Consider the following 21,235-nt stretch of genomic DNA (forward strand, 5'->3'; position numbering starts at 1 on the left):
CGTCACCCCGGTGGCGGCCGTGGCGCTGTTGTTGGTGACCGTCACCGTGTACGCCGCCTGGGCGCCGGCGGTGACGGTGGCGGGACCGGTCTTGGTGACCGAGAGGTCCACCCCGGCCGGAGTGCCGGCCGCGCCGTCGTAGCGGGCGAGGGCGGCGTCGCCGTCGCTGAAGCCGGCCGCGAGGATCCGGCCGTCCGCCTGGACGGCGGTGCCGAGCGCCTGGTCGAAGCCCCCGCCGAAGTCGGTGGTGGTCCGGCCGTCGCCGCTGAAACCGCTGTCGAGGGCGCCGCTCGCGGTGTAGCGGGCGAGCGCGAAGTCACTGGCGCCGCCCGACACCGTGGAGCCGACGGCGACGATCGCGCCGCCGGACTGCACCGCGACGCCGTAGGCGATCTCGCTGCCGCCGAAGTCGGTGGTGACCTTGCCGTCGGTGTCGAAGCCGCCGTCGAGGTTGCCGGCGCTGTTGTAGCGGGCCAGGGCGAAATCGCTGCCGGTGTACCCGGCGGCGACGATCTTCCCGTCGGGCTGCAGGGCCACCGCGTGGGCGAACTCCACGCCGCCGAACGTGGTGGCGACCTTGCCGTCGCTGCTGAAACCGGTGTCGAGGGCGCCGCTCGCGGTGTAGCGGGCGAGGGCGAAGTCGTAGTTGCCGGCGCCGTTGCCGGTGTATCCGGCGGCGACGATCCTCCCGTCGCCCTGCACCGCCACGGCGCGGGCCGCGTCGGCACCGCCGTCGAAGTCGGTGGTGACCTTGCCGTCGGAGTCGAAGCCGCTGTCGAGGGTGCCGTCGGAACCGAGCCGGGCCAGCGCGAAGTCACCCCCCGTCAGACCCGCGACGACGATCCGCCCGTCACCCTGCACCGCCGCGCCGAACGCGTCGTCGGCGCCGCCGGAGCCGAAGTCGACGATCACCTTGCCGCCGGTTCCGAAGCCGGTGTCCAGCGAGCCGTCGGTGTTGTACCGGGCCACCGAGAACCAGCCGACGCCGCCCCCGGGCACCTCGCTGCGCCCGACCGCCACGATCCTGCCGTCGGCCTGGAGGGCGAGACCGCGGGCCTCGTCCGAGCCGCCGGCGAAGTCCGTCGTCACCTTGCCGCCGGTTCCGAAGCCGGTGTCCGGCGAGCCGTCGGCGTTGTACCGGGCCAGGGCGAAGTCGTCGCCGGCGCCCGCGTAGCCGGCCACGACGATCCGGCCGTCCGCCTGGACGACGACTCCACGGGCCTCGTCGGACCCGCCGCCGAAGTCGGTGGTCGTCCTCCCGCCGGTGCCGAAGGCCGGATCGAGGTCGCCGGGTGCGGCGAGTGCCGCTCCGGGGACCGCGAGGGCGAGCAGCAGGCCGGCGGCCGCCGCAGCGCCTAGCCGACCGGATCCCGGCCACGCGCCGGACCTGAGCCCGGACCTGGACTCGGACCTGAGCCCGGATTTGGACTCGGACCTGAGCCCGGATTTGGACTTGGCCTTGGACTGGGACGTGGGCAAACGGTCCACTTCGAGTCTCCTCGTCGTCATGCCGACCCCTGGTCCGGTGGTCCTCGTACCGAGGTCCTCACGGCGGCGGCGTCGCCTCACGGGTGCACCGCGCACCCGCCGCCCCCGGCGGCCCCCTCGTGCGCGAGGGGCGTTCCGGTCCCGGGGCGTCGGCACACAGCTTCGGCTCGCCCCCCGCCGTGGCCCGGCAGGTCCGGGCGCCGCTGCACCCACTGGCCGCCGAACTCCACCCCGGGGAGTGACCGCGGCACCGGGCCGACACGCCGACGGCCTCCCGGGCGGTGCCCGGGAGGCCGTCGGACGGAGCCCCGGGCACGGCCCGGGGCACGGGAGTCGGAGGGGTCAGACGACGGCGCCGCCGTGCGGGTCCTCGGGCTCGTCCTCGTCGCGGTCCTTCATCCGGACCACCAGGGTGGCGAAACCACCGAGGAAGGAGGCCACCCCGACCCAGGCCGGCCAGCCGGAGACCTCGCGCCAGACCACCGCGTCGAAGAGCAGCAGCGCCGGCCCGCCGAGCACCGCCAGCCAGGCGAACTTGGCGGTGGTGTCGGCCTCGGGCAGCGGCGGCGGCTCCGGCGGGACGAAGTGGCCCTCGTCGGTCTCCTCGGACAGCTCGAAGTCGCGCGGCCCGGCGGAGCCGGCGGCCGGCATCACCGGCCGGCCGGAGCGGGGGCGCGGCTGGGGCGCCAGGTCGGAGAGGTCGCCGGGCTCGCCGGGGAGCCGGTCGGCGCCGGAGGGGTCCTTGAAGCCCTTGAGCTCGCCGCGTGCCCGGAGGTTCTCGACCTCGGGCCAGTCGGGGTTGTTGAGGTCCACCGGGTCGTCGAACTGGGCGACCAGCGCGGCGAAGATCTCGTCCTGCTCGGCCTGGCTGCGCTCGGGCGCGCGCCGCGTCCGGGACGGCTCGGCCGCCCCGCCGCCCTCGCCCGGCACCGGGGCGTCACCGGCGCCGGAAACCGGGCCGGAGCCGGAAACCGAGCCCGGACCGGACGCGGGTCCCTGGCCCGACCCGGACGTGCCGGCCGCCGTCGCCTCGCCGCCCGTCGCCGGGGCCGCCGCGCCCCCGGCCGGGCCCCGGCCCGTCTGCTCGCCGTCGGCCCGCCCGGCGCCCGGCCGCGCGCCGCCCGTGGTCGCACCGTCCTCGCGGGGCGCGTCGTCCTCGCCGCCCGCCGTGCTGCTCTCGTGCACTTCCGGCCCTTCAGCCTTGGTGGTGGTCGGATTTCACCGGGATGACGCCCGCCGCGTGCGCGGGAGCCAACCGTCGGATGAAGTCCTGGGCGGCCGCGAATATTTCCCCCGCGTCGTGGTCCAGCGTCGCGACGTGGTAGCTGCGCTGGCACAGCCGCTCCGTCACATCGGTCGAGGATATCCGGGCCAGCACCAGCTCGGAGTTGGCGGCGGAGACCACGTGGTCCTGCGGGCTGCGGAACAGCAGCACCGGCTGGGTCACCCGGGGCAGCCGGGCCTGGACGTCCTTCCACAGCCGGGCCAGCGACCAGGCGGCGTGCAGCGGGGTGCGGTCGTAGGCCAGCTCGTCCGCGCCGGGCCGGGCGATGTCGTTGGCGACCCCGGGCACGCTCGGCACCAGGTGCCGCAGCACCGGCAGAATGACACTCGCGGGGTTGTCCGACCGCACCGACGGGTTGACCAGCACCAGCCCGGCGATCCCCGGACCGTGCACGGAGGCCAGCCGCAGCGCCAGCCCGCCGCCCATCGACAGCCCGAAGATGAAGACCCGCTCGCACTGTTCGGCCAGCGCGAGCAACTCCCGCTCGACCTCGGCGTACCAGTCCTCCCAGCGGGTGAGCTGCATGTCCTGCCAGCGGGTGCCGTGGCCCGGCAGCACCGGCAGTCCGACCGTGTACCCGGCCCGGGCCAGGTCCTCGGCCCACGGCCGCAGCGACTGCGGGGAGCCGGTGAACCCGTGGCAGAGCAGGACGCCCACCGGCCCGCCCCGGTGGCGGTACGGTTCGGCGCCGGGCAGCAGCGACATGGCGGGCTCCTTCGCGGGCGAGGACGCTGGAGGGTGGCGCTGGAGGTGGCGCTGGTGCGAGCGGTACGCGCTGGACGTGCGGGGGCGTCCGGGGACCGGCCGGCACCGGAGGCTGCGGAATTCGCATCGTCCCACGTGCCCGCCCGCCCCGTACACCCCCGCCGGCCACCGGGCCGCCCCGCCCCCGGAACACCCCGCCGGGGCGGGGCGGGGCACGGACGGACGCCGAAGGGCATTAGGATCGACCGGTCCGCAATACAGGAGGCCCGGGTTGTTCTACCGACTGATGAAGATGATCGTCGCGCCACTGCTTCGGATCTTCTTCCGGCCGTGGATCGAGGGTGAGGAGAACATCCCCACCGAGGGTGCCGCGATCATCGCGAGCAACCACCTCTCGTTCTCGGACTCCTTCTTCTTCCCCGCGCTGATCAAGCGCCGGGTGACCTTCATCGCCAAGGCCGAGTACTTCACCACGCCGGGCATCAAGGGCCGGCTGACCGCCGCCTTCTTCAAGGGCGTCGGCCAGCTCCCGGTCGACCGCTCGGGCGTGCGCGGCGCCGGGGAGGCGGCGATCCGCTCGGCGATCGCCGTGCTGGACCGGGGCGAGCTGTTCGGCGTCTACCCGGAGGGCACCCGCTCGCCCGACGGCAAGCTCTACCGGGGCAAGGTCGGCGGCCTGGCCCGCGTCGCCCTGGCCACCGGCGCGCCGGTCATCCCGGTCGCGATGATCGACACCGAGAAGGTGCAGCCGCCCGGCCAGGTGGTCCCGAACTTCGGCATCCGCCCGGGCATCCGGATCGGCCGCCCGCTGGACTTCTCCCGCTACCACGGCATGGAGAACGACCGCTTCATCCTCCGTTCGGTGACGGACGAGGTGATGTACGAGATCATGCGGCTGTCCGGCCAGGAGTACGTGGACATCTACGCGACCGCCGCCAAGCGGCAGCTGGCCGACGACAAGAAGAAGGCCGACGCCGAGCGCAAGGCCGTGCAGAAGGCCGAGCAGGCCGCCGCCAAGGCCGAGAAGGCCGAGGCGGAGAGGCTGGAGAAGGCCGAGGCGGAGAAGCTGGAGAAGGCCGAGCAGGAGCAGCAGAAGGACACCGGGTCGGCCTGAGACGGGGCCGACCCTGCGCCGGGGGAGGGCGACGGGGATGACGGACGGCGGCAGAGCCGGGGCGGCGGCGCGACCGGGCACGGTCGGCGCGGCGGTGGCGGCGGGCGGCATGTCCGTCGAACTGCCGCTCTGGCGGGCGATCTCCTTCTTCCGGGTGCTGGCCCTGTGCTACGCGCTGCTCCGCTACTTCGACTCCTACCTGGAGTTCCTGCACCCCGTCGCGGGCTGGATCTACCTCGGCGCGCTCACCCTCTGGACGCTCGCCTCCACCCGGGCCTTCTCCGGCCCGCTGCGCTGCACCTGGTACGTCCTCGCCACCGATCTCACGCTCGTGGTCACCGGCATCGTGATGAGCGGCCTGGTCGACGACCCGTCCCGGATCAGCGACGGCGCCCCGACCCTGCCCACCATCTGGGCGGCCGGCACCGTGCTCGGCTTCGCCGGCCGGGGCGGCTGGCGCTGGGCGGCGGCGGCCGGCTCGGTGATCGGGGTGGCCAACATCCTCGGCCACGGCGGCGCGACCGGCGACAACCTCCACAACATCGTGCTGCTGATGGTGGCCGGCTGCGCGATCGGCTATGTGATCGAACTGGCCCGGGCCAGTGAGGCGACGCTCACCCGGGCGCTCCAGATCGAGGCGGCGACCCGGGAGCGGGAGCGGCTCTCCCGGGACATCCACGACGGGGTGCTGCAGGTGCTCGCGCTCGTCCAGCGCCGGGGCACCGGGGCCCCGGCCGGCGGCGCCGACCTCACCGAGCTGGGGCGGCTGGCCGGCGAGCAGGAGCGCGCCCTGCGCGCGCTGATGAGCGGCGGACCGCTGCCCCAGCAGCGCGCCCCGGAGCAGCCGCAGGACGTCCGCACCCTGCTCACCCCTTACACGGACGAGCGGGTGACCGTCTCGGCCCCCGGCACCCCGGTGCTGCTGCCCGGGCGGACCGCCGCCGAGCTGGCCGCCGCCGTCGGCGCCGCGGTGGACAATGTCCGCCGGCACGCCGGGCCCGGGGCGCGGGCCTGGATCCTGGTCGAGGACGAGCCGGAGGCCGTCACCGTCTCGGTCCGCGACGACGGTCCCGGCTTCGCACCCGGGCGGCTCGGCGAGGCGGAGCGGGCCGGGCGGCTCGGCGTCTCCCAGTCGATCCGGGGCCGGCTGCTGGACCTCGGCGGCACCGCGGAGCTGTACTCGGCGCCCGGGGAGGGCGTCGAGGTGGAGCTCAGGGTCCCGCGCGCCGCGTCCGGCACTCCGGCCGGCCTCCTGTGACACCTCCCGCGAAAGGGTTCCGCGTATGACCACCGACCTGTCGACCGATCAGCAGGCGGCCGTCGGCCGGCCGGTGCGGGTGATGGTGGTGGACGACCACCCGATGTGGCGCGACGCCGTCTCCCGTGACCTCGCCGAGGCCGGGCTGGACGTGGTGGCCACCGCCGGGGACGGCGAGGAGGCCGTCCGCCGGGCCCGCGCCTGCTCCCCGCAGGTCGTGGTGCTCGACCTCAACCTGCCCGGCCTGTCCGGCGCCGAGGTCTGCCGCCAGGTGGTCGGGCACGACCCGTCGGCGCGGGTCCTGGTGCTGTCCGCGAGCGGTGAGCACGCGGACGTGCTGGAGGCGGTGAAGTCGGGTGCGACCGGCTACCTGGTCAAGTCGGCCGGGCGGGAGGAACTGCTGGACGCGGTGCGCCGCACCGCCGTCGGCGACGCGGTGTTCACCCCCGGCCTGGCCGGGCTGGTGCTCGGCGAGTTCCGCCGGCTGGCGGCCGAGCCGCCCGCCCCGGCCGCGCCGGTCGTCCCGCAGCTGACCGCCCGGGAGACCGAGGTGCTGCGGATGGTCGCCAAGGGGCTGTCGTACAAGCAGATCGCCGATCGGCTGGTGCTCTCCCACCGCACGGTGCAGAACCACGTCCAGAACACCCTGGGCAAGCTCCAGCTGCACAACCGGGTCGAGCTGGTCAGGTTCGCGATCGAGCAGGGGCTGGACGACGCGGTGTGACGCCCGGGCGGGGTGTGCGGACACCCCGCCCGGTCCGTCCTCGGAGGCCGCCGCGGCTCAGCGCGGGACGCCGGCCACCGCTCCGCGCAGCAGCCCGGCGACGATCTCCACCCCGTCCCTGGTGAGTACCGACTCGGGGTGGAACTGCAGCCCGGCGAAGCCCGGTCCGCGCAGCGCGTGCACGTCCCCGGTCAGCGGGTCCCGGGCCACCTCCACGCCCGCGGCGGCCAGCCCGGCGGCGTCGGCGTCGGTGCAGCGCGCCGTGAAGGTGTTGTAGAAGCCGACCGTCCGCTGCTCGCCGAAGAGGTCCACGCTCTCCTGTGCGCCCTGGTACGGCACCGCCTTGCGGACCAGCGGCAGCCCGAGCGCGCCGGACAGCAGCTGGTGGCTGAGGCAGACGGCGAGCAGCGGGGCGGTGCGGCGGCCGGCCCGGACGGCGGCCAGCGCGTCGGTGACGATCGGGCGCAGCACGGCCATCTTGGGGTCGTCGTCGGCGGCCGGGTCGCCCGGGCCGGGGCCGAGCACCAGCGCGCCGGGGTGGGCGGCGACCCGCTCGCGCAGGCCCGGCTCGTCGAACCGGGCCACCGTGACCCGGTGGCCGAGCGAGGTCAGCAGGTGGCCGAGCATCGCGGTGAAGGTGTCCTCGCCGTCGACGACGAGGGTCTCCAGCTCCTCCGTGATCCGGGCCGGCTGCTGCATCCGCAGCCAGAACGGGGCGAGGCCGGCCCGGCGGGCGTCCAGCGCGGCCTGGACGCGGTGGTTGTCGGCGAGCCGCGGGCTGTTGCGGCCGGCCGTCCGGGCGGGGGCCGGGCGGGCGCCGATCGCGGTGAGCACCCCGGCGGCCTTGGCGTGGGTCTCGGCGACCTCGCTCTCCGGGTCGGAGTGGCGGACGAGGGTGGCACCGACCCGGACGGCGAGCCGGCCGGTGGCCGGGTCGATGTCGGCGGTGCGGATGCAGATCGGGGAGTCCAGCAGCTGGCCGCCGCTGGCCGAGCGGCCGATCAGGGCGAGCGCGCCGGAGTAGTAGCCGCGGCCGCCGCGCTCGTACCGCTTGACCACCCGGGTGGCGTTCTGCACCGGGCTGCCGGTGACGGTGGCGGCGAACATGGTCTCCTTCAGCACCTCGCGGACGTCCAGCGAGGTGCGTCCGCGCAGCTCGTACTCGGTGTGCGCGAGGTGGGACATCTCCTTGAGCCGGGGGCCGAGCACCTGGCCGCCGAGGTCGCCGACGGTGCACATCATCTTGAGTTCCTCGTCGACCACCATGGTCAGCTCCTCCAGCTCCTTGGGGTCGTGGAGGAAGGAGATCAGCGAGTCCAGGTCGGAGCCGGCGGCGGGATAGCGGTAGGTGCCGGAGATCGGGTTCATCACGACCGTCCCGCCGCTCTGCCGGACGTGCACCTCGGGGGAGGCGCCGACGAGCACCCGGTCGCCGGTGTGCACCAGGAAGGTCCAGTAGGCGCCGCGTTCCTGTTCCAGCAGCCGCCGGAACAGGGTCAGGGCCAGCGCGGGCGGGCATCCGCCCGCACCGGCTCCGCCGGGGGCCTCGAGCGTCGCGGTGAAGTCGCGGCGGATGACGAAGTTGGCGCCCTCGCCGCGGCCGATCTCGTCCTCGATCACCCGGCGGACGATCGCGGCGTACTCGGCGTCGTCGATGTCGAAGCCGCCGTCGGCCAGGGCGACCGGCAGCCGCGGCAGCGCGGCGGTGACCTCGGCCAGCGGCAGGGCGTACTGCTCGGTGACCGAGAGGGCCCGCAGCGGGGTGCCGTCGTCGTGGGCCTCGAAGCCGCGTTCGCGGATCTGCCGGTAGGGGACGAGGGCCAGCAGGTCGTGGACGGGGCCGTCGGCGGGGACGCCGTGGCGGACCGGCAGGTCGGCCAGCCGGTCGTGGCTGCCGACGGTGCCGAGCAGGATCTCGACGGTGTCCGGTGCGGTGCGGGGCGTGCGGCGGTGCAGCAGGGCGAAGGCCGGTGCGTCGGCGGCGGTGAGGCGGGCGAGCAGGTCGGCGGCACTGGTCACGGTGGCGGCGTTCCTTCCGGGGATGGCTTCTGCGGCGGGGTGGGTTTCCGCTCCGGGAGGCTGCCGACCGGCTGGTGGAACGCCGACGGCCGCCCCGGGGGGCGGCCGTCGTGTGCGTCTAGGAACGCGCTGACTGTGGGCCACCCGGAGGGTAGGCCCACCACCAGGATCGGGTGTGCGGCGTGTTCACGGGACCGAGCGTAGCGGATCCCCGGGCGGCCGTGAGGCCCGTCACCCGATTGTCCGCAAGTGTCCGCAAGGTGTCTCATCCCTCGGGCAGTGGTCACAATTCGGTTGCCCCACCCCGTAGCCTTGACCGCGTGACCGTGACGAATCCCCACACCTGGCAAACCCTGCCCGCGGCGCAGCAGCCCGAATGGCCGGACCAAGAGGCTCTGCGCAAGACCCTTGCGGACCTCGCCTCGTATCCGCCGCTCGTCTTCGCCGGCGAGTGCGACCAGCTGCGCGCCCGACTCGGTGCCGTGGCCCGTGGTGAGGCGTTCCTGCTGCAGGGCGGTGACTGTGCCGAGGCCTTCGACGGCGTGTCGGCGGAGCACATCCGCAACAAGCTCAAGACCCTGCTGCAGATGGCGGCCGTGCTCACCTACGCGGCCTCGGTGCCGGTGGTGAAGGTCGGCCGGATCGCCGGGCAGTACTCCAAGCCGCGCTCGAAGTCGACCGAGACCCGCGACGGCGTGACCCTGCCGGTCTACCGGGGCGACTCGGTGAACGGCTTCGAGTTCACCCCCGAGTCCCGGATCCCGGACCCGGAGCGGCTGAAGCGGATGTACAACGCGTCCGCCGCGACGCTCAACCTGGTGCGTGCCTTCACCACCGGCGGCTACGCGGACCTGCGCCAGGTGCACGCCTGGAACCAGGACTTCGTGCGCAACTCGCCGGCCGGTCAGCGCTACGAGCAGCTGGCCCGTGAGATCGACAACGCGCTGGCGTTCATGAACGCCTGCGGTGTCGCGCCGGAGGAGTTCCGGACGGTCGAGTTCTTCTCGTCCCACGAGGCGCTGGTCCTGGACTACGAGACCGCGCTGACCCGGGTGGACTCGCGCACCGGCGAGCTGTACGACGTCTCCGGCCACATGGTGTGGATCGGCGAGCGCACCCGCCAGCTGGACCACGCGCACATCGAGTTCGCCTCCAGGATCCGCAACCCGATCGGTGTGAAGCTCGGCCCGACCACCACGGTCGACGAGGCGCTCACCCTGATCGAGAAGCTGGACCCGGAGCGCGAGCCCGGCCGGCTCACCTTCATCACCCGGATGGGCGCGGGCAAGGTCCGCGACGCCCTGCCGACCCTGGTGGAGAAGGTCACCGCCTCGGGCGCGCAGCCGGTCTGGATCTGCGACCCGATGCACGGCAACACCTTCGAGGCGTCCAGTGGTCACAAGACCCGCCGCTTCGACGACGTGCTCGACGAGGTCAAGGGCTTCTTCGAGGTGCACCGGGCGCTCGGCACCCACCCGGGCGGCATCCACGTGGAGCTGACCGGCGACGACGTCACCGAGTGCGTCGGCGGCGGCGACGAGGTGATGGTCGACGACCTGCACCAGCGCTACGAGACGGCCTGCGACCCGCGGCTCAACCGTAGCCAGTCGCTGGACCTGGCGTTCCTGGTCGCCGAGATGTACCGCGGCACCAGCTGACACCGTCCCGAATGTGAGCGAAGCCTCTCCGGCCTGGGGTTTTCCCCGGCCGGAGAGGCTTTTGCGTGCCCGGATCGACAGGTAAGGTGAGGCTTAGTGAACTAAGGCAAGCCTTAGTCAAGATCCACTCGTTCGCGCCCGGGAGAGTCCGCGATGTACGTGTGCATGTGCCATGCGGTTACCGAGGACCAGGTGAAGCGGGCGATCGACGCGGGGGCCGACACCCCGCGCCGGATCGCCAAGGGCTGCAAGGCCGGCACCGACTGCGGCTCCTGTGTCCGGCGCATCCAGGCCCTGCTCGGCGAGTACGGTGCCCGGCCCTGCCCGACCGTCCGGCTGGCCGCCAAGCTGGGGCTGGCCGACCCGGGTGCCGAGTCCGAGTCGGACCCGGCACCGGCGCCGGTGGCGTCGTCGGCAGCGCCGGTGGCGGTGCTGCGCGTCGCCTGAGCCCCGGCCCGCGGGTCACGGCACCCGGTCCCGCTCGGGGCTCCGGCCCCGGTCAGGACTCCGGCTGCTCGATCAGCTGCGCGAGGTAGAGCGCCTCCCCGAGCTTCTCCAGCAGTTCGAGCTGGGTGTCGAGGTAGTCGATGTGGTGCTCCTCGTCCGCCAGGATCGATTCGAAGATGTTCGCCGAGGTGACGTCGTTCTTGGCGCGCATCACCACGATCCCGCGCTTGAGCCGGTCGATCGCCTCCACCTCGACCTGCCGGTCCGCCTCGAACATCTCCTTGACCGTCTGGCCGATCCGGACGTGGAACAGCCGCTGGTAGTTGGGCAGCCCGTCGAGGAAGAGGATCCGGTCGGTGAGCACCTCGGCGTGCTTCATCTCGTCGAAGGACTCGTGCCGGGTGTACTTGGCGAGCTTCGTCCAGCCGAAGTTCTCCTGCATCTTGGCGTGCAGGAAGTACTGGTTGATGGCGGTCAGCTCGGCGGTGAGCTGTTCGTTGAGGAACTCGATGACCTCGGTGTCGCCCTTCATGGCGTTGCCTTCCTGCTCTGCGTGCGGGACACGGCCGTTACCCTCCGGCTGCACGCATCCTGGCACCGGTACGGGAAGAAATTCCAGTAAGTTCACACTCACTAGGACATGTGTCGGAATATCCGATTTGCCAGGATCTTGAGCCGTACGAGCGGGGCGTGCGAGGTGGCAAAGGGGCGCGCGCGGCCCGCCGCCCGCCGTCTGTCACCATGGATCCATGGGTCAGTCCGAACAAGAACCGTCGTCGCCGTCTGACCCCCGACTCCCGCCGGGCCAGCGGGTCCAACGCGGCTGGCCCGCCCTGCACTACGGACCGGTACCCCGGTTCAAGCCCCTGACCTGGGATCTCCAGGTGTTCGGCGCCACCGCCTCGGCCGAGAAGCACAGCTGGGACTTCGACGGCTTCAACGCCCTGCCCCGCACCACCGTCCGGGCCGACCTGCACTGCGTCACCCGCTTCTCGGTGCTCGACAGTGACTGGACCGGGGTGGCCGCGGGCCTGCTGCTCGACCTGGTACCGCCGGACCGGGACGTCACCCACGTCATGGTCTGGGCCGAGTACGGCTACAGCGCCAATCTGCGGCTCGCGGACTTCGCCGCCCCCGACACCCTGCTCGCCACCCACCGCAACGGCGAGACGATCACCGCCGAGCACGGCTTCCCGGTCCGACTGGTCGTCCCCCGGCTGTACGCCTGGAAGGGGCCCAAATGGGTCCGGGCGGTCGAGTACATGCGGGCCGACCGGCGCGGCTTCTGGGAGGAGCGCGGCTACCACAACCGGGCCGATCCGTGGCGCGAGCAGCGGTACTCCCACCAGGAGGAGCCGGGGGACGGCCCGCTCCGCTAGGGCGCGGCGTCCGGCCCGGCGCCGGCGGGGTCCGATCGGGGCGACTCCTCGAAGGGCGTCCGGTCGGGGTGACTCCTAGAAGAACGGGAAGGTGACCGTCACCACGGTGCGCTGCGGCCTGCGCTCACCGGCCGACGGGGACTGACCGGTCACCTTGCCGGTGCCGAACAGGTTGACCCCGCTGCTCTGCATGGCGAACCCGGCCGCCTGGAGCGCCTTCTCCGCGGCCTCCTTGCTCATCCCGGTCACGTCCGGGACCGCCACCATGCCCTTGCTGACCACCAGCGCCACCGGGGTGTTCTCCGCCACCTGCTCCCCGGCGGCGGGCGAGCTGCTGATCACCGAGCCCTCCGGCACGGTGTCGCTGAACGTCGTGGTCACCGTGCCGGCCGCCAGCCGCACCCCCTCCAGCGTCGAGGCGGCCTGCGCGGACGGCTTGCCGGCCAGGTCCGGTACGGCGATCCGTTTCGGCCCGCGCGAGACGGTGAGCGTCACGATGTCGCTCTTCCGGGACCGGGTGCCGACCCCCGGGTCGGCCGCGACCACCTGGCCGGCCGGGACGGACTCGCTGTAGACCTCGGTGATCCGCCCGTGCATGCCGGCGGCGTCGAGGATCCGCTCCGCCTCGGCCCGGTCCTTGCCGAGCACGCCCGGCACCGTGCCGTACACGGCGCCCGAGATCGCGTACGTCGCCCCGCCGACCAGCAGCACCAGGGCGGTGAGCACGGCCGCCCAGATCAGCGGCTTGCGCGGCAGCCGCCGTCGGGTGGACCCGGACCGGCGGGCGCGGCGTGTCCGGACCGGCGGCGGCTCGTCGTACGGACGGGGCTCGGTGAGCAACTGCTCCATGACGTCCGGGGGCACGTCCAGCACGCTGGTGCGCTCGACCGGGGCCACCGGGGCCACCGGGGTGAGGACCGAGGTCGCCTCGCCGGTCGGGTACCGGGGGCTGGGGCGGGTGGAGGCGGGCGGCTCGGCGTCCAGCTGGGCCGGGGTGAGCCCGCGGCGGACCCGCTGGAGCGCGGCGAGCAGTTCCACCGCGTCGTACGGGCGCAGGTCGCGGTCGCGGGCGCAGGCCCCGGCCACTATCGCGTCCAGTTCGGGCACCACACCGGGCACGGTCGCGGACGGCGGCGGGACGTCCTCGTGCAGATGCCGGTACATCACCTGGACCGGGTTCTCGCCGGTGTGCGGACGGGCGCCGGTGAGCATCTCGTACAGCAGGATGCCGGCCGCGTAGACGTCCACCCGCCGGTCGGTCTCGGCGCCGGGGTGGATCTGTTCGGGCGCCAGGTAGGAGACGGTGCCGAGCACGGTGTCGGTGGTCGAGGTGCTGGAGGAGGCCGCGCCGTCGGCGGCGTCCAGCACCCTGACCAGGCCGAAGTCGGCGACCTTGACCAGGCCGTCGTCGGTGATCAGGACGTTCTCGGGCTTGACGTCGCGGTGCACCAGCCCGGCCCGGTGGGCGGCACCGAGCGCGGCGAGCACCGGCTCCAGGATGTCCAGCGCGGCCCGGATGGAGAGCGCGCCGCGGTCGTTCAGCAGGTCGCGCAGGGTGCGTCCGGGCACGTACTCCATGGCGAGGAAGACATGGCCGCCGTCCGCCCCCTGGTCGAAGACGTTGACCACGTTGGGGTGGGCGAGCCGGGCGACGGCCTTGGCCTCGCGGATGAAACGGGTGGTGAACGCGGTGTCCCCGGCCAGCGAGGGGTGCATCACCTTGAGTGCGACGACCCGGTCGAGCCGGGTGTCGGTGCCCCGGTACACGGTGGACATCCCGCCGGCGGCGATCCGCCGCTCGACCCGGTACCGGCCGTCGAGCAGGGCACCGATCAGGGGGTCGCGCAAAGCCATGTCCACCCGGCGAGTCTAGTGCGGGGGCGGTCGGCGGCTCCGGGGGACACCGCCCCCGGAGCCGCACTGTGCCCGGTCTGTGACACCGGACCGACGTGCGACCGCAGTCGGACAGCCGCTAGAACGCCGGCCGCTCGCGGGTGTCCAGGGCCGCGCGGCCGGCCATCGCGGAGGAGGCCTCGGCGTGGAAGCGGCGCGGGATCCGGCCGGCCCGGTACGCGAGCCGGCCGGCCTCGGCGGCGTGCCGCATCGCGTCGGCCATCAGCACCGGCTCCTGGGCCCGGGTGACCGCGGAGGCCAGCATCACCGCGGCGCAGCCCAGCTCCATCGCCAGCGCGACGTCCGAGGCGGTGCCGGCGCCCGCGTCCAGGATCACCGGGACCCCGGCGCCCTCCACGATCAGCTGGAAGTTGTGCGGATTGCGGATGCCCAGGCCGGAGCCGATCGGCGAGCCCAGCGGCATGATCGCCGCGCAGCCGACGTCCTCCAGCTTGCGGGCCAGCACCGGGTCGTCGTTGGTGTACGGCAGCACCGTGAAGCCGTCGTCGACCAGGGTCTCGGCGGCGTCCAGCAGCTCGATCGGGTCCGGCAGCAGGGTCCGCTCGTCGGCGATCACCTCGAGCTTCACCCAGTCGGTGCCGAGCGCCTCGCGGGCCAGCCGGGCGGTCAGCACGGCCTCGCCGGCGGTGAAGCAGCCCGCCGTGTTGGGCAGGACGCGGATGCCGTTGCGGGTCAGGACGTCGAGCACCGAGCCCTGGGTGGCGGCGTCGACCCGGCGCATCGCCACCGTGGTCAGCTGGGTGCCGGACACCTGGAGGGCCTGCTCCAGGACCTCCAGGCTGGGGGCGCCGCCGGTGCCCATGATCAGCCGGGAGGAGAAGGACGCCCCGGCGATGGTGAGAAGGTCGTCGGCCATCGGTCAGCCCCCCTGGACGGCGGTGAGGATTTCGATCCGGTCACCCGCGGACAGCGCGGTGAGCGGCCACCGGGTGCGCGGCACCACGGTCTCGTTGAGGGCGGCGGCGACCCCGGAGTGGGCCTCGCTGAGGGTGGCGACCACCTCGGCCAGGGTGGTCGAGGCGGGTACCTCGCGCGGCTCGCCGTTGACGCTCAGCCGGAGGTTCGGGGGGATCTCGCTGGTGCGGGGGCTCATGCCGGGACCTTCGTGAATCGGTGGGGGGAGAACGGGCGGGCGAGCTCCGGCAGGTCGCCGGTGGCCAGGTACTCGGCGAGGAGGTCGCCGGTGACGGGCGTCAGCAGCACGCCGTTGCGGTAGTGGCCGGTCGCGGCGACCAGGCCGGGCAGGGCGGTCGGGCCGAGCAGCGGCGCGTTGTCCGGCGAGCCGGGCCGCAGCCCGGCGCCGGTCTCCACCAGCGGCAGTTCGGTGATGCCGGGCACCAGCTCGTGCGCGTCGCGCAGCAGCTCGTAGACGCCGCCGGCGGTGACCGTGGTGTCGTGGCCCTGCTCCTCGGTGGTCGCGCCGATCACCAGTTCTCCGTCGGCGCGCGGCACCAGGTAGATGTGGCCGCCGCGGACGACGGCGCGGACGTTGCGGGACAGGAACGGCCGGTAGGCGGCCGGCACCCGCAGCCGCAGCACCTGGCCCTTGACCGGGCGGATCGCCGGCAGCACGCCGGGGGGCAGACCGGCCAGCAGGTGGCTGCGCGAGCCGGCCGCGAGCACGACCTGCCCGGCGGTGAGGGCCGTGCCGTCGGCGAGCCGGACGCCGGCCGCCCGGCCGCCCTCGACCAGCAGCTCGGCGGCCTCGGCGCGGCGCAGTACCGCGCCGGCCCGCTCGCAGGCCCGGACCAGGGCGGCGGCCAGCCTGCGGCCGTCCACCTGGTGGTCGTCGGTGACGTGCAGTCCGCCGCGTACGCCGGGAGCGAGCATCGGCTCCAGCCGCCGGGCCTCGCGGCCGGTGAGCCACTGCGAGTCCAGGCCGAGCCGCCGGTGGAAGGCGTGCAGTTCGCGCAGTTCCTCGCGGTCGTCGGAGTCCAGGGCGACGGCGAGGGTGCCGCACTGCCGGTAGCCGGTGTCCAGGCCGCCGCTCGCCTCGGTGAGTTCGGCGGCGAAGGCCGCCCAGCGCGCGTTGGAGGCCATGCCGAGGCGGAGCAGGGGCTCCTCGCCGTACTGGAGTTCGGTGACCGGGGCGAGCATGCCCGCCGCGACCTGGGCGGCGCCGCCGCCGGGGGCCGGGTCCAGCACGGTGACCCCGAGGCCCCGCCGGGCCGCCTGCCAGGCGACCACCAGCCCGATGATCCCGCCGCCGACCACCAGCACCTCGGCGCGGTCGCCCGATGCCAAGCGTGTCAAAGTCGCTGCTCTCCCTTCGCCGGTATGACCCGGATCAGGTTCGGACGGTCGCGGGCCGTGCCAGCCCGCCTCTCAGCCCGGTTCGCCGGGCTCCCGTGATGGTGCTCCCACCTTAACTCCGGGGGGTCGGGCCGCTGAAGGTGCCCGCGAGCGGCCGGACCGCAGGCGCGGGTTCGAAGACGGGTCCTAGGTCCGAGGGCCTGCGACCGGGCTCAGTACAGTGACGGACGTGGCTGAGTCGAGCGGGACGGGACAGACGGACCGGGTGGTCGTGGTCGGCGCCGGGCTGGCCGGGGCGCAGTGCGCCGCGGTGCTGCGGCGGGACGGCTGGGAGGGGCGGATCACACTGGTCGGCGAGGAGCCGCACGCGCCCTACGACCGGCCGCCGCTCTCCAAGGACGTCCTGCTCGGCAAGGCCGACAGCACCGCCCTCGACCTCGACTTCGGGCAGCTCGACGTCGAACTGCTCACCGGCCGCCGCGCCACCGGGCTCACCCCCGGCGGCCCCGGCGGGGCCGGCACGCTGCACACCGACGCCGGGGACGTCCGGTACGACGCGCTGGTGATCGCCACCGGCTCCGAACCGCGTGTCCTGCCCGGCGCCGAGCGGGCCCACCTGCTGCACACCCTGGACGACGCGCTGGCGCTGCGCGACCTGCTCCGCCCCGGCCTGCGCCTGGTGCTCGTCGGGGCGGGCTGGATCGGCGCCGAGGTGGCCACCGCCGCCCGGGCGGCCGGCTGCCGGGTGACCGTGGTCGAGGCCGGGCCGGCGCCCGTCCCCGGCGCGCTGCCCACCGAGGTCGGCCGGGCGATGGCCGCCTGGTACGCGCAGGCCGGGATCGAACTGCGCTGCGGCACCGGTGTGGCCGCCGTCGAACCGGGCGCGGTGCTGCTCGCCGACGGCTCGCGGCTGCCCGCGGACGAGGTCGTGGTCGGCATCGGAGCCCGCCCGGCCACCGGCTGGCTGGCCGGCACCGGCGTCGCGCTGGACCCGGCGGGCGCCGTCCTGGTGGACGAGCGGCTGCGCACCACCGTGCCGGGCGTCCTCGCGGCCGGAGACTGCGTCGGCTACCCGTCGGCGCGTTCCGGCACCCGGCTGACCGTCCAGCACTGGGACCACGCGCTGCGGTCCGGCGAGGCCGCCGCCGTCTCCCTGCTCGGAGCGGACGCACCGCCGTACGACCCGGTGCAGTACTTCTGGTCGGAGCAGTTCGGGCGGATGGTGCAGTACGCCGGACGGCACGCCGCGGACGACGAACTGCTGTGGCGCGGCTCGCCGGACGACGCCGAATGGTCGGTGCTGTGGCTGCGCGGCGGCGTCCTGCGGGCGCTGCTCGCGGTGGACCGGCCGCGCGACCTGACCCAGGGCAGGCGACTGGTCGAGCGCGGCGCCGTACTGGACCCGGCCCGGGCGGCCGACCCGGCCGTTCCGCTGAAGTCCGCGCTCGCCGGGTAGCCGCCGGGAGGCCGATTGGTGCGCGGGGGGCCGCGGAGGTGGCAGTCTGGAGGGGTGAGTGAGATCGAAGCCAAGATTGAATCCCTGGTCCCCGCGTGGCTCTACCTGCCCGACATCTCCGAGCGGTGGGGTGTGGTGATCACCGAGATCCGCAACATGGTCAAGAAGGGTGAGCTGATCGCCGTCCGCCGCGGCCCCAACAAGTCGCTGCAGGTCCCGGCGGCGTTCATCGACGACACCGGCCCGGTGAAGCACCTGATCGGCACGGTGACGGTGCTGCGCGACAGCGGCTTCAAGGACGACGAGATCCTGGTGTGGATGTTCACCGAGGACCCGTCGCTGCCCGGCACCCCGGTGCAGGCGCTCTGCGAGAACCGGGCCACCGAGGTCAAGCGGCGGGCCCAGGCGATGGCGTGGTGACGGACCGGCGCGGACGACTCGCCGAGGCCCGGCTGTACCTGTGCACCGACGCCCGGCGCGAGCAGGGCGACCTGGCCGGGTTCCTGGACGCGGCGCTGGCCGGCGGCGTGGACATCGTCCAGCTCCGGGACAAGGGCCTGGAGGCCAAGCAGGAGCTGGCCGCGCTGGAGGTCTTCGCCGACGCCTGCCGCCGGCACGGCAAGCTGCTCGCGGTCAACGACCGGGCCGATGTCGCCCACGCGGCCGGCCCGGACGTGCTGCACCTCGGGCAGGACGACCTGCCGGTGCCGGCCGCCCGCGCGATCCTCGGTGAGGACGTGCTGATCGGGCGCTCCTGCCACGCCGAGGCGGAGGTGGACGCGGCGGCCGTCGAGCCGGGCGTCGACTACTTCTGCACCGGTCCGGTCTGGCCGACCCCGACCAAGCCGGGCCGCTTCGCGCCGGGCCTCGGCCTGGTCGAGTACGCGGCGAAGCTGTCCACCGGGCGGCCTTGGTTCGCCATCGGCGGCATCGACCTCGGCAACCTGGACGAGGTGCTGGCCGCCGGGGCCCGCCGGGTGGTGGTCGTCCGGGCCATCACCGCGGCCGAGGACCCGGGCGCGGCGGCCGCCGAGTTCGCCCGGCGGCTGCGCGCCGTCTGACCCCGGACTCCGGCGACTCCCGGGGCTTCCGGGGCCTGGATCCGCTGGGCCTTCCGAGGTCTTGGAGGTCTTCGAGGTCCTCGACGTCGTTCGGGGCCGTCGTCGTCCGGCTCAGTACTTGCGGACGGTGGCGGCCTCGGCCAGCGCCAGCAGGGCCGCCCGGGCCTGCCCGTCCGCCAGCGGGGCCGCCTCCAGCGCCCGCAGCGACCGGCGCAGCAGCTCGTCGATCCGCTGCTCCACCCGTTCCGGCGCCCCGCTGCGGGCCACCAGCTCGCGCAGCCCGGCGACCTCGGCGGGCGTCAGGTCGGGAGCGCCCAGCCGCTCGTCCAGCCGGCGGGCCTCGGCGGCCGGCAGCCCCCGCATGGCGTGCGCGACCAGCAGCGTCCGCTTGCCCTCGCGCAGGTCGTCGCCGGCCGGCTTGCCGGTGACCGCCGGGTCGCCGAACACGCCGAGCAGGTCGTCCCGCAGCTGGAACGCCTCGCCCAGCGGCAGGCCGAACGCCCCGTACGCCTCCACCAGCCCGGTCCCGGCACCCGCGAGCAGCGCGCCGACCTGGAGCGGCCGCTCGATCGTGTACTTGGCCGATTTGTAGTGCAGGACGGTCTGCGCCCGCTCCAGCGCGCCGCCGTCGGTGGAGTCCCCGGCGACCGGCTCCAGCACGTCCAGGTACTGGCCCACCATGACCTCGGTGCGCATCAGGTCGAACATCGGCTTGGCGGCCAGCACCGCGTCCGGGTCCAGGCCGGAGTTCAGGAACAGCTCGTCGCACCAGATCAGCAGCAGGTCGCCGAGCAGCACCGCGGCCGAGGCGCCGTACTGCTCGCGGTCGCCGCGCCACCCCCGGGCGCGGTGCAGGGCCTCGAAGCGGCGGTGCACGGAGGGCAGGCCGCGCCGGGTGTCGCTGCGGTCCATGAGGTCGTCGTGGACCAGGGCGCTGGCCTGAAGCAGTTCCAGCGCCGCCGCCGCCCGGGTGATCCCCTCGCTCTTCGCCGGGCCTCCGGCGCCGCGCCAGCCCCAGTAGCAGAAGGCCGGGCGGAGCCGCTTGCCGCCGTCCAGCAGGAAGTCGCGCAGCGCGTCGGTGACCGGGTCCAGCTGCGGCGAGACCTTGCTGAGCAGGGCCGACTGGCCGTCCATGAAGCCGACGAGGGCGGCGTTGACGCGCTCGCGCACGTCCTCCATGTCAATGGGGTTGGCCGGCCGCAGGCTGGACGAGGTCACGATGGGGCTCCGGAGGTAGCTGGGGTGCAGCAAGGGTATCCGGGGCGGAGGAGAACAGCCGTACGGGCGAGTTTCGGCCGGGCGGGCGAGGCGCTGTTCACGCGGGCGTCGCACCGGGCACCGGCGCCGTCCGTCCGGGGTTCGCCGTTGGTCCATCCGGCGTCTCAGAACATGGGACGGAGTTGTCCGCGCCCTTCCGCCGACGGCTAACCTGCCACCATGGCACTCGGTATCGCTTCGACCAGACCGGACCGCGCACAGACCGTCCGCGACCTGCTGGCGGCCGGAAAGCGGTCCTTCTCCTTCGAGTTCATGCCGCCACGCACCGAGGTCGGCGAGCAGAGGCTCTGGGACGCCATCCGGCGGCTCGAACCGCTCGACCCCAACTTCGTCTGCATGACCTACGGCGCCGGCGGCTCCTCGCGGGAGCGCACGGTGAACATGGTCGGCCGGATCGCCACCGAGACCACGCTCACCCCGGTCGCCCACCTGACCGCCGTCGACCACTCGGTCGCGGAACTGCGCAACATCATCGGCCAGTACGCCGACCAGGGCGTCCGGAACGTCCTCGCGGTGCGCGGCGACCCGCCCGGCGACCCGATGGGCGAGTGGGTCAGCCACCCGGAGGGCGTCACCTACGCGTACGAGCTGGTCGAGCTGATCAAGGGCATCGGCGACTTCTGCGTCGGAGTGGCGGCCTCGCCCAACATGCACCCGAGGTCGACCGACTGGGACGAGGACATCCGGCACTTCGTCGCGAAGATCCGCTCCGGGGCCGACTACGCCATCACCCAGATGTTCTTCGAGGTCGACGACTACCTGCGGCTGCGCGACCGGGTGACGGCCGCCGGCTGCGAGACGCCGATCATCCCGGAGATCATGCCGGTCACCAACGCCCGGCAGCTGGAGCGGTTCCCCCAGCTGAGCGGCGCGCCCTTCCCGGCCGAGCTGGAGGCCGGGCTGCGCGCGGTCATCGACGACCCGGTGGCGCTGCGCGAGGTCGGGATGGAGCACGCCACCGCGATGTCCGAGCGGCTGCTCGCCGAGGGTGCCCCCGGCCTGCACTTCATCACCCTGAACCACTCGACCGCGACCCTGGAGATCTACCAGAACCTCGGTCTGCACCAGCGCTGAGCTGCGCGCTTCCGACCCTTCGGGGCGCCCTTCCCGGTACGCCCGACGGGTGGGAACGCGATGCGGTACCCGGGCCGTTGAACGGGTACAGTCGCGGCACACGCGCGGCGGGCGCGGGCACG

20 protein-coding genes and 1 riboswitch are annotated in these 21,235 nt (G+C 74.0%); of the genes, 10 read left to right on the forward strand and 10 right to left on the reverse strand.

What is annotated here, in order from left to right; all coding sequences use genetic code 11:
- The 3 genes from SM793_RS12785 to SM793_RS12795 form a co-directional block, all read right to left on the reverse strand.
- A partial coding sequence (locus tag SM793_RS12785; RefSeq protein ID WP_320438258.1) for a hypothetical protein occupies positions 1–1,488 on the reverse strand: 1,488 nt, incomplete at its 3' end.
- 342 nt (positions 1,489–1,830) lie between these two features.
- Entirely contained in the window at positions 1,831–2,673 is an 843-nt protein-coding gene (locus tag SM793_RS12790; RefSeq protein WP_320438259.1) for a hypothetical protein, read from the reverse strand.
- A gap of 10 nt (positions 2,674–2,683) precedes the next feature.
- Positions 2,684–3,478, reverse strand: coding sequence for an alpha/beta hydrolase (locus SM793_RS12795; protein ID WP_320438260.1), 795 nt, complete (start codon positions 3,476–3,478; stop codon positions 2,684–2,686).
- Between the two features lie 286 nt (positions 3,479–3,764).
- On the opposite strand from SM793_RS12795, the gene SM793_RS12800 reads away from it, so the two are divergent.
- The 3 genes from SM793_RS12800 to SM793_RS12810 are packed head-to-tail and all read left to right on the forward strand — an operon-like array spanning position 3,765 to position 6,574.
- Positions 3,765–4,592 (forward strand): lysophospholipid acyltransferase family protein, encoded by an 828-nt coding sequence (locus SM793_RS12800; protein ID WP_320438351.1) that lies wholly within the window; start codon positions 3,765–3,767, stop codon positions 4,590–4,592.
- Between the two features lie 37 nt (positions 4,593–4,629).
- Positions 4,630–5,850, forward strand: a complete 1,221-nt coding sequence (gene macS, locus SM793_RS12805; RefSeq protein WP_320438261.1) for a MacS family sensor histidine kinase — start codon at positions 4,630–4,632, stop codon at positions 5,848–5,850.
- Between the two features lie 25 nt (positions 5,851–5,875).
- A complete protein-coding gene (locus tag SM793_RS12810; protein WP_320438262.1) occupies positions 5,876–6,574 on the forward strand; it encodes a response regulator transcription factor in 699 nt (232 codons plus the stop codon).
- A 57-nt stretch (positions 6,575–6,631) separates the two neighbouring features.
- On the opposite strand, the gene SM793_RS12815 is transcribed toward SM793_RS12810, so the two are convergent.
- Complete coding sequence (locus SM793_RS12815; protein ID WP_320438263.1) at positions 6,632–8,593, reverse strand: anthranilate synthase family protein; 1,962 nt, start codon at positions 8,591–8,593, stop codon at positions 6,632–6,634.
- Positions 8,594–8,913: 320 nt separating this feature from the next.
- Here SM793_RS12815 and SM793_RS12820 point away from each other — a divergent pair, with 320 nt between their 5' ends.
- Positions 8,914–10,251, forward strand: coding sequence for a class II 3-deoxy-7-phosphoheptulonate synthase (locus SM793_RS12820; protein WP_320438264.1), 1,338 nt, complete (start codon positions 8,914–8,916; stop codon positions 10,249–10,251).
- Between the two features lie 153 nt (positions 10,252–10,404).
- Positions 10,405–10,698, forward strand: coding sequence for a (2Fe-2S)-binding protein (locus tag SM793_RS12825; protein WP_320438265.1), 294 nt, complete (start codon positions 10,405–10,407; stop codon positions 10,696–10,698).
- Between the two features lie 52 nt (positions 10,699–10,750).
- Here SM793_RS12825 and bfr read toward each other — a convergent pair whose 3' ends face one another.
- Entirely contained in the window at positions 10,751–11,230 is a 480-nt protein-coding gene (gene bfr, locus SM793_RS12830) for a bacterioferritin (protein ID WP_045938212.1), read from the reverse strand.
- Positions 11,231–11,447: 217 nt separating this feature from the next.
- Between bfr and SM793_RS12835 the strand changes: the two genes are divergently transcribed.
- Entirely contained in the window at positions 11,448–12,077 is a 630-nt protein-coding gene (locus tag SM793_RS12835; protein ID WP_320438266.1) for a sulfite oxidase-like oxidoreductase, read from the forward strand.
- A 75-nt stretch (positions 12,078–12,152) separates the two neighbouring features.
- Here SM793_RS12835 and pknB read toward each other — a convergent pair whose 3' ends face one another.
- From pknB to thiO, 4 genes are all read right to left on the reverse strand, one after another.
- Positions 12,153–13,931, reverse strand: a complete 1,779-nt coding sequence (pknB, locus tag SM793_RS12840) for a Stk1 family PASTA domain-containing Ser/Thr kinase (RefSeq protein ID WP_320438352.1) — start codon at positions 13,929–13,931, stop codon at positions 12,153–12,155.
- Positions 13,932–14,049: 118 nt separating this feature from the next.
- A complete protein-coding gene (locus SM793_RS12845) occupies positions 14,050–14,847 on the reverse strand; it encodes a thiazole synthase (RefSeq protein WP_320438267.1) in 798 nt (265 codons plus the stop codon).
- Positions 14,848–14,850: 3 nt separating this feature from the next.
- On the reverse strand, positions 14,851–15,084 hold the full coding sequence (thiS, locus tag SM793_RS12850) for a sulfur carrier protein ThiS (protein WP_320438268.1): 234 nt from the start codon (positions 15,082–15,084) through the stop codon (positions 14,851–14,853).
- On the reverse strand, positions 15,081–16,244 hold the full coding sequence (gene thiO, locus SM793_RS12855) for a glycine oxidase ThiO (protein WP_320438269.1): 1,164 nt from the start codon (positions 16,242–16,244) through the stop codon (positions 15,081–15,083). The genes thiS and thiO overlap by 4 nt, the downstream gene beginning before the upstream one ends.
- Positions 16,239–16,351: riboswitch (TPP riboswitch) on the reverse strand. Its footprint overlaps the gene before it by 6 nt.
- A 122-nt stretch (positions 16,352–16,473) precedes the next feature.
- Here thiO and SM793_RS12860 point away from each other — a divergent pair.
- The 3 genes from SM793_RS12860 to thiE are packed head-to-tail and all read left to right on the forward strand — an operon-like array spanning position 16,474 to position 18,761.
- Positions 16,474–17,700 (forward strand): FAD-dependent oxidoreductase, encoded by a 1,227-nt coding sequence (locus tag SM793_RS12860; protein ID WP_320438270.1) that lies wholly within the window; start codon positions 16,474–16,476, stop codon positions 17,698–17,700.
- A 54-nt stretch (positions 17,701–17,754) separates the two neighbouring features.
- Complete coding sequence (locus SM793_RS12865) at positions 17,755–18,120, forward strand: Rv2175c family DNA-binding protein (RefSeq protein WP_320438271.1); 366 nt, start codon at positions 17,755–17,757, stop codon at positions 18,118–18,120.
- Positions 18,117–18,761, forward strand: coding sequence for a thiamine phosphate synthase (thiE, locus tag SM793_RS12870; protein WP_320438272.1), 645 nt, complete (start codon positions 18,117–18,119; stop codon positions 18,759–18,761). The genes SM793_RS12865 and thiE overlap by 4 nt, the downstream gene beginning before the upstream one ends.
- A gap of 111 nt (positions 18,762–18,872) precedes the next feature.
- On the opposite strand, the gene SM793_RS12875 is transcribed toward thiE, so the two are convergent.
- Positions 18,873–19,979: a polyprenyl synthetase family protein gene (locus SM793_RS12875; protein ID WP_320438273.1), complete on the reverse strand. Its 1,107-nt coding sequence runs from the start codon at positions 19,977–19,979 to the stop codon at positions 18,873–18,875.
- Between the two features lie 219 nt (positions 19,980–20,198).
- Between SM793_RS12875 and metF the strand changes: the two genes are divergently transcribed.
- Positions 20,199–21,113 (forward strand): methylenetetrahydrofolate reductase [NAD(P)H], encoded by a 915-nt coding sequence (gene metF, locus SM793_RS12880; protein WP_320438274.1) that lies wholly within the window; start codon positions 20,199–20,201, stop codon positions 21,111–21,113.
- Positions 21,114–21,235 lie beyond the last annotated feature (122 nt).

Origin of the sequence: Kitasatospora purpeofusca (genome assembly GCF_034043715.1) — a bacterium.
In the GTDB taxonomy this organism is placed as follows: domain Bacteria; phylum Actinomycetota; class Actinomycetes; order Streptomycetales; family Streptomycetaceae; genus Kitasatospora; species Kitasatospora purpeofusca_A.

What these genes read in the sequence shown, in the direction of transcription:
- SM793_RS12795 (WP_320438260.1), bottom strand. Translation starts at nt 3,478, where the DNA reads ATGTCGCTGCTGCCCGGCGCCGAACCGTACCGCCACCGGGGCGGGCCG.
- SM793_RS12800 (WP_320438351.1), top strand. Translation starts at nt 3,765, where the DNA reads ATGAAGATGATCGTCGCGCCACTGCTTCGGATCTTCTTCCGGCCGTGG.
- macS (WP_320438261.1), top strand. Translation starts at nt 4,630, where the DNA reads ATGACGGACGGCGGCAGAGCCGGGGCGGCGGCGCGACCGGGCACGGTC.
- SM793_RS12810 (WP_320438262.1), top strand. Translation starts at nt 5,876, where the DNA reads ATGACCACCGACCTGTCGACCGATCAGCAGGCGGCCGTCGGCCGGCCG.
- SM793_RS12825 (WP_320438265.1), top strand. Translation starts at nt 10,405, where the DNA reads ATGTACGTGTGCATGTGCCATGCGGTTACCGAGGACCAGGTGAAGCGG.
- bfr (WP_045938212.1), bottom strand. Translation starts at nt 11,230, where the DNA reads ATGAAGGGCGACACCGAGGTCATCGAGTTCCTCAACGAACAGCTCACC.
- SM793_RS12835 (WP_320438266.1), top strand. Translation starts at nt 11,448, where the DNA reads ATGGGTCAGTCCGAACAAGAACCGTCGTCGCCGTCTGACCCCCGACTC.
- pknB (WP_320438352.1), bottom strand. Translation starts at nt 13,931, where the DNA reads ATGGCTTTGCGCGACCCCCTGATCGGTGCCCTGCTCGACGGCCGGTAC.
- SM793_RS12845 (WP_320438267.1), bottom strand. Translation starts at nt 14,847, where the DNA reads ATGGCCGACGACCTTCTCACCATCGCCGGGGCGTCCTTCTCCTCCCGG.
- thiS (WP_320438268.1), bottom strand. Translation starts at nt 15,084, where the DNA reads ATGAGCCCCCGCACCAGCGAGATCCCCCCGAACCTCCGGCTGAGCGTC.
- metF (WP_320438274.1), top strand. Translation starts at nt 20,199, where the DNA reads ATGGCACTCGGTATCGCTTCGACCAGACCGGACCGCGCACAGACCGTC.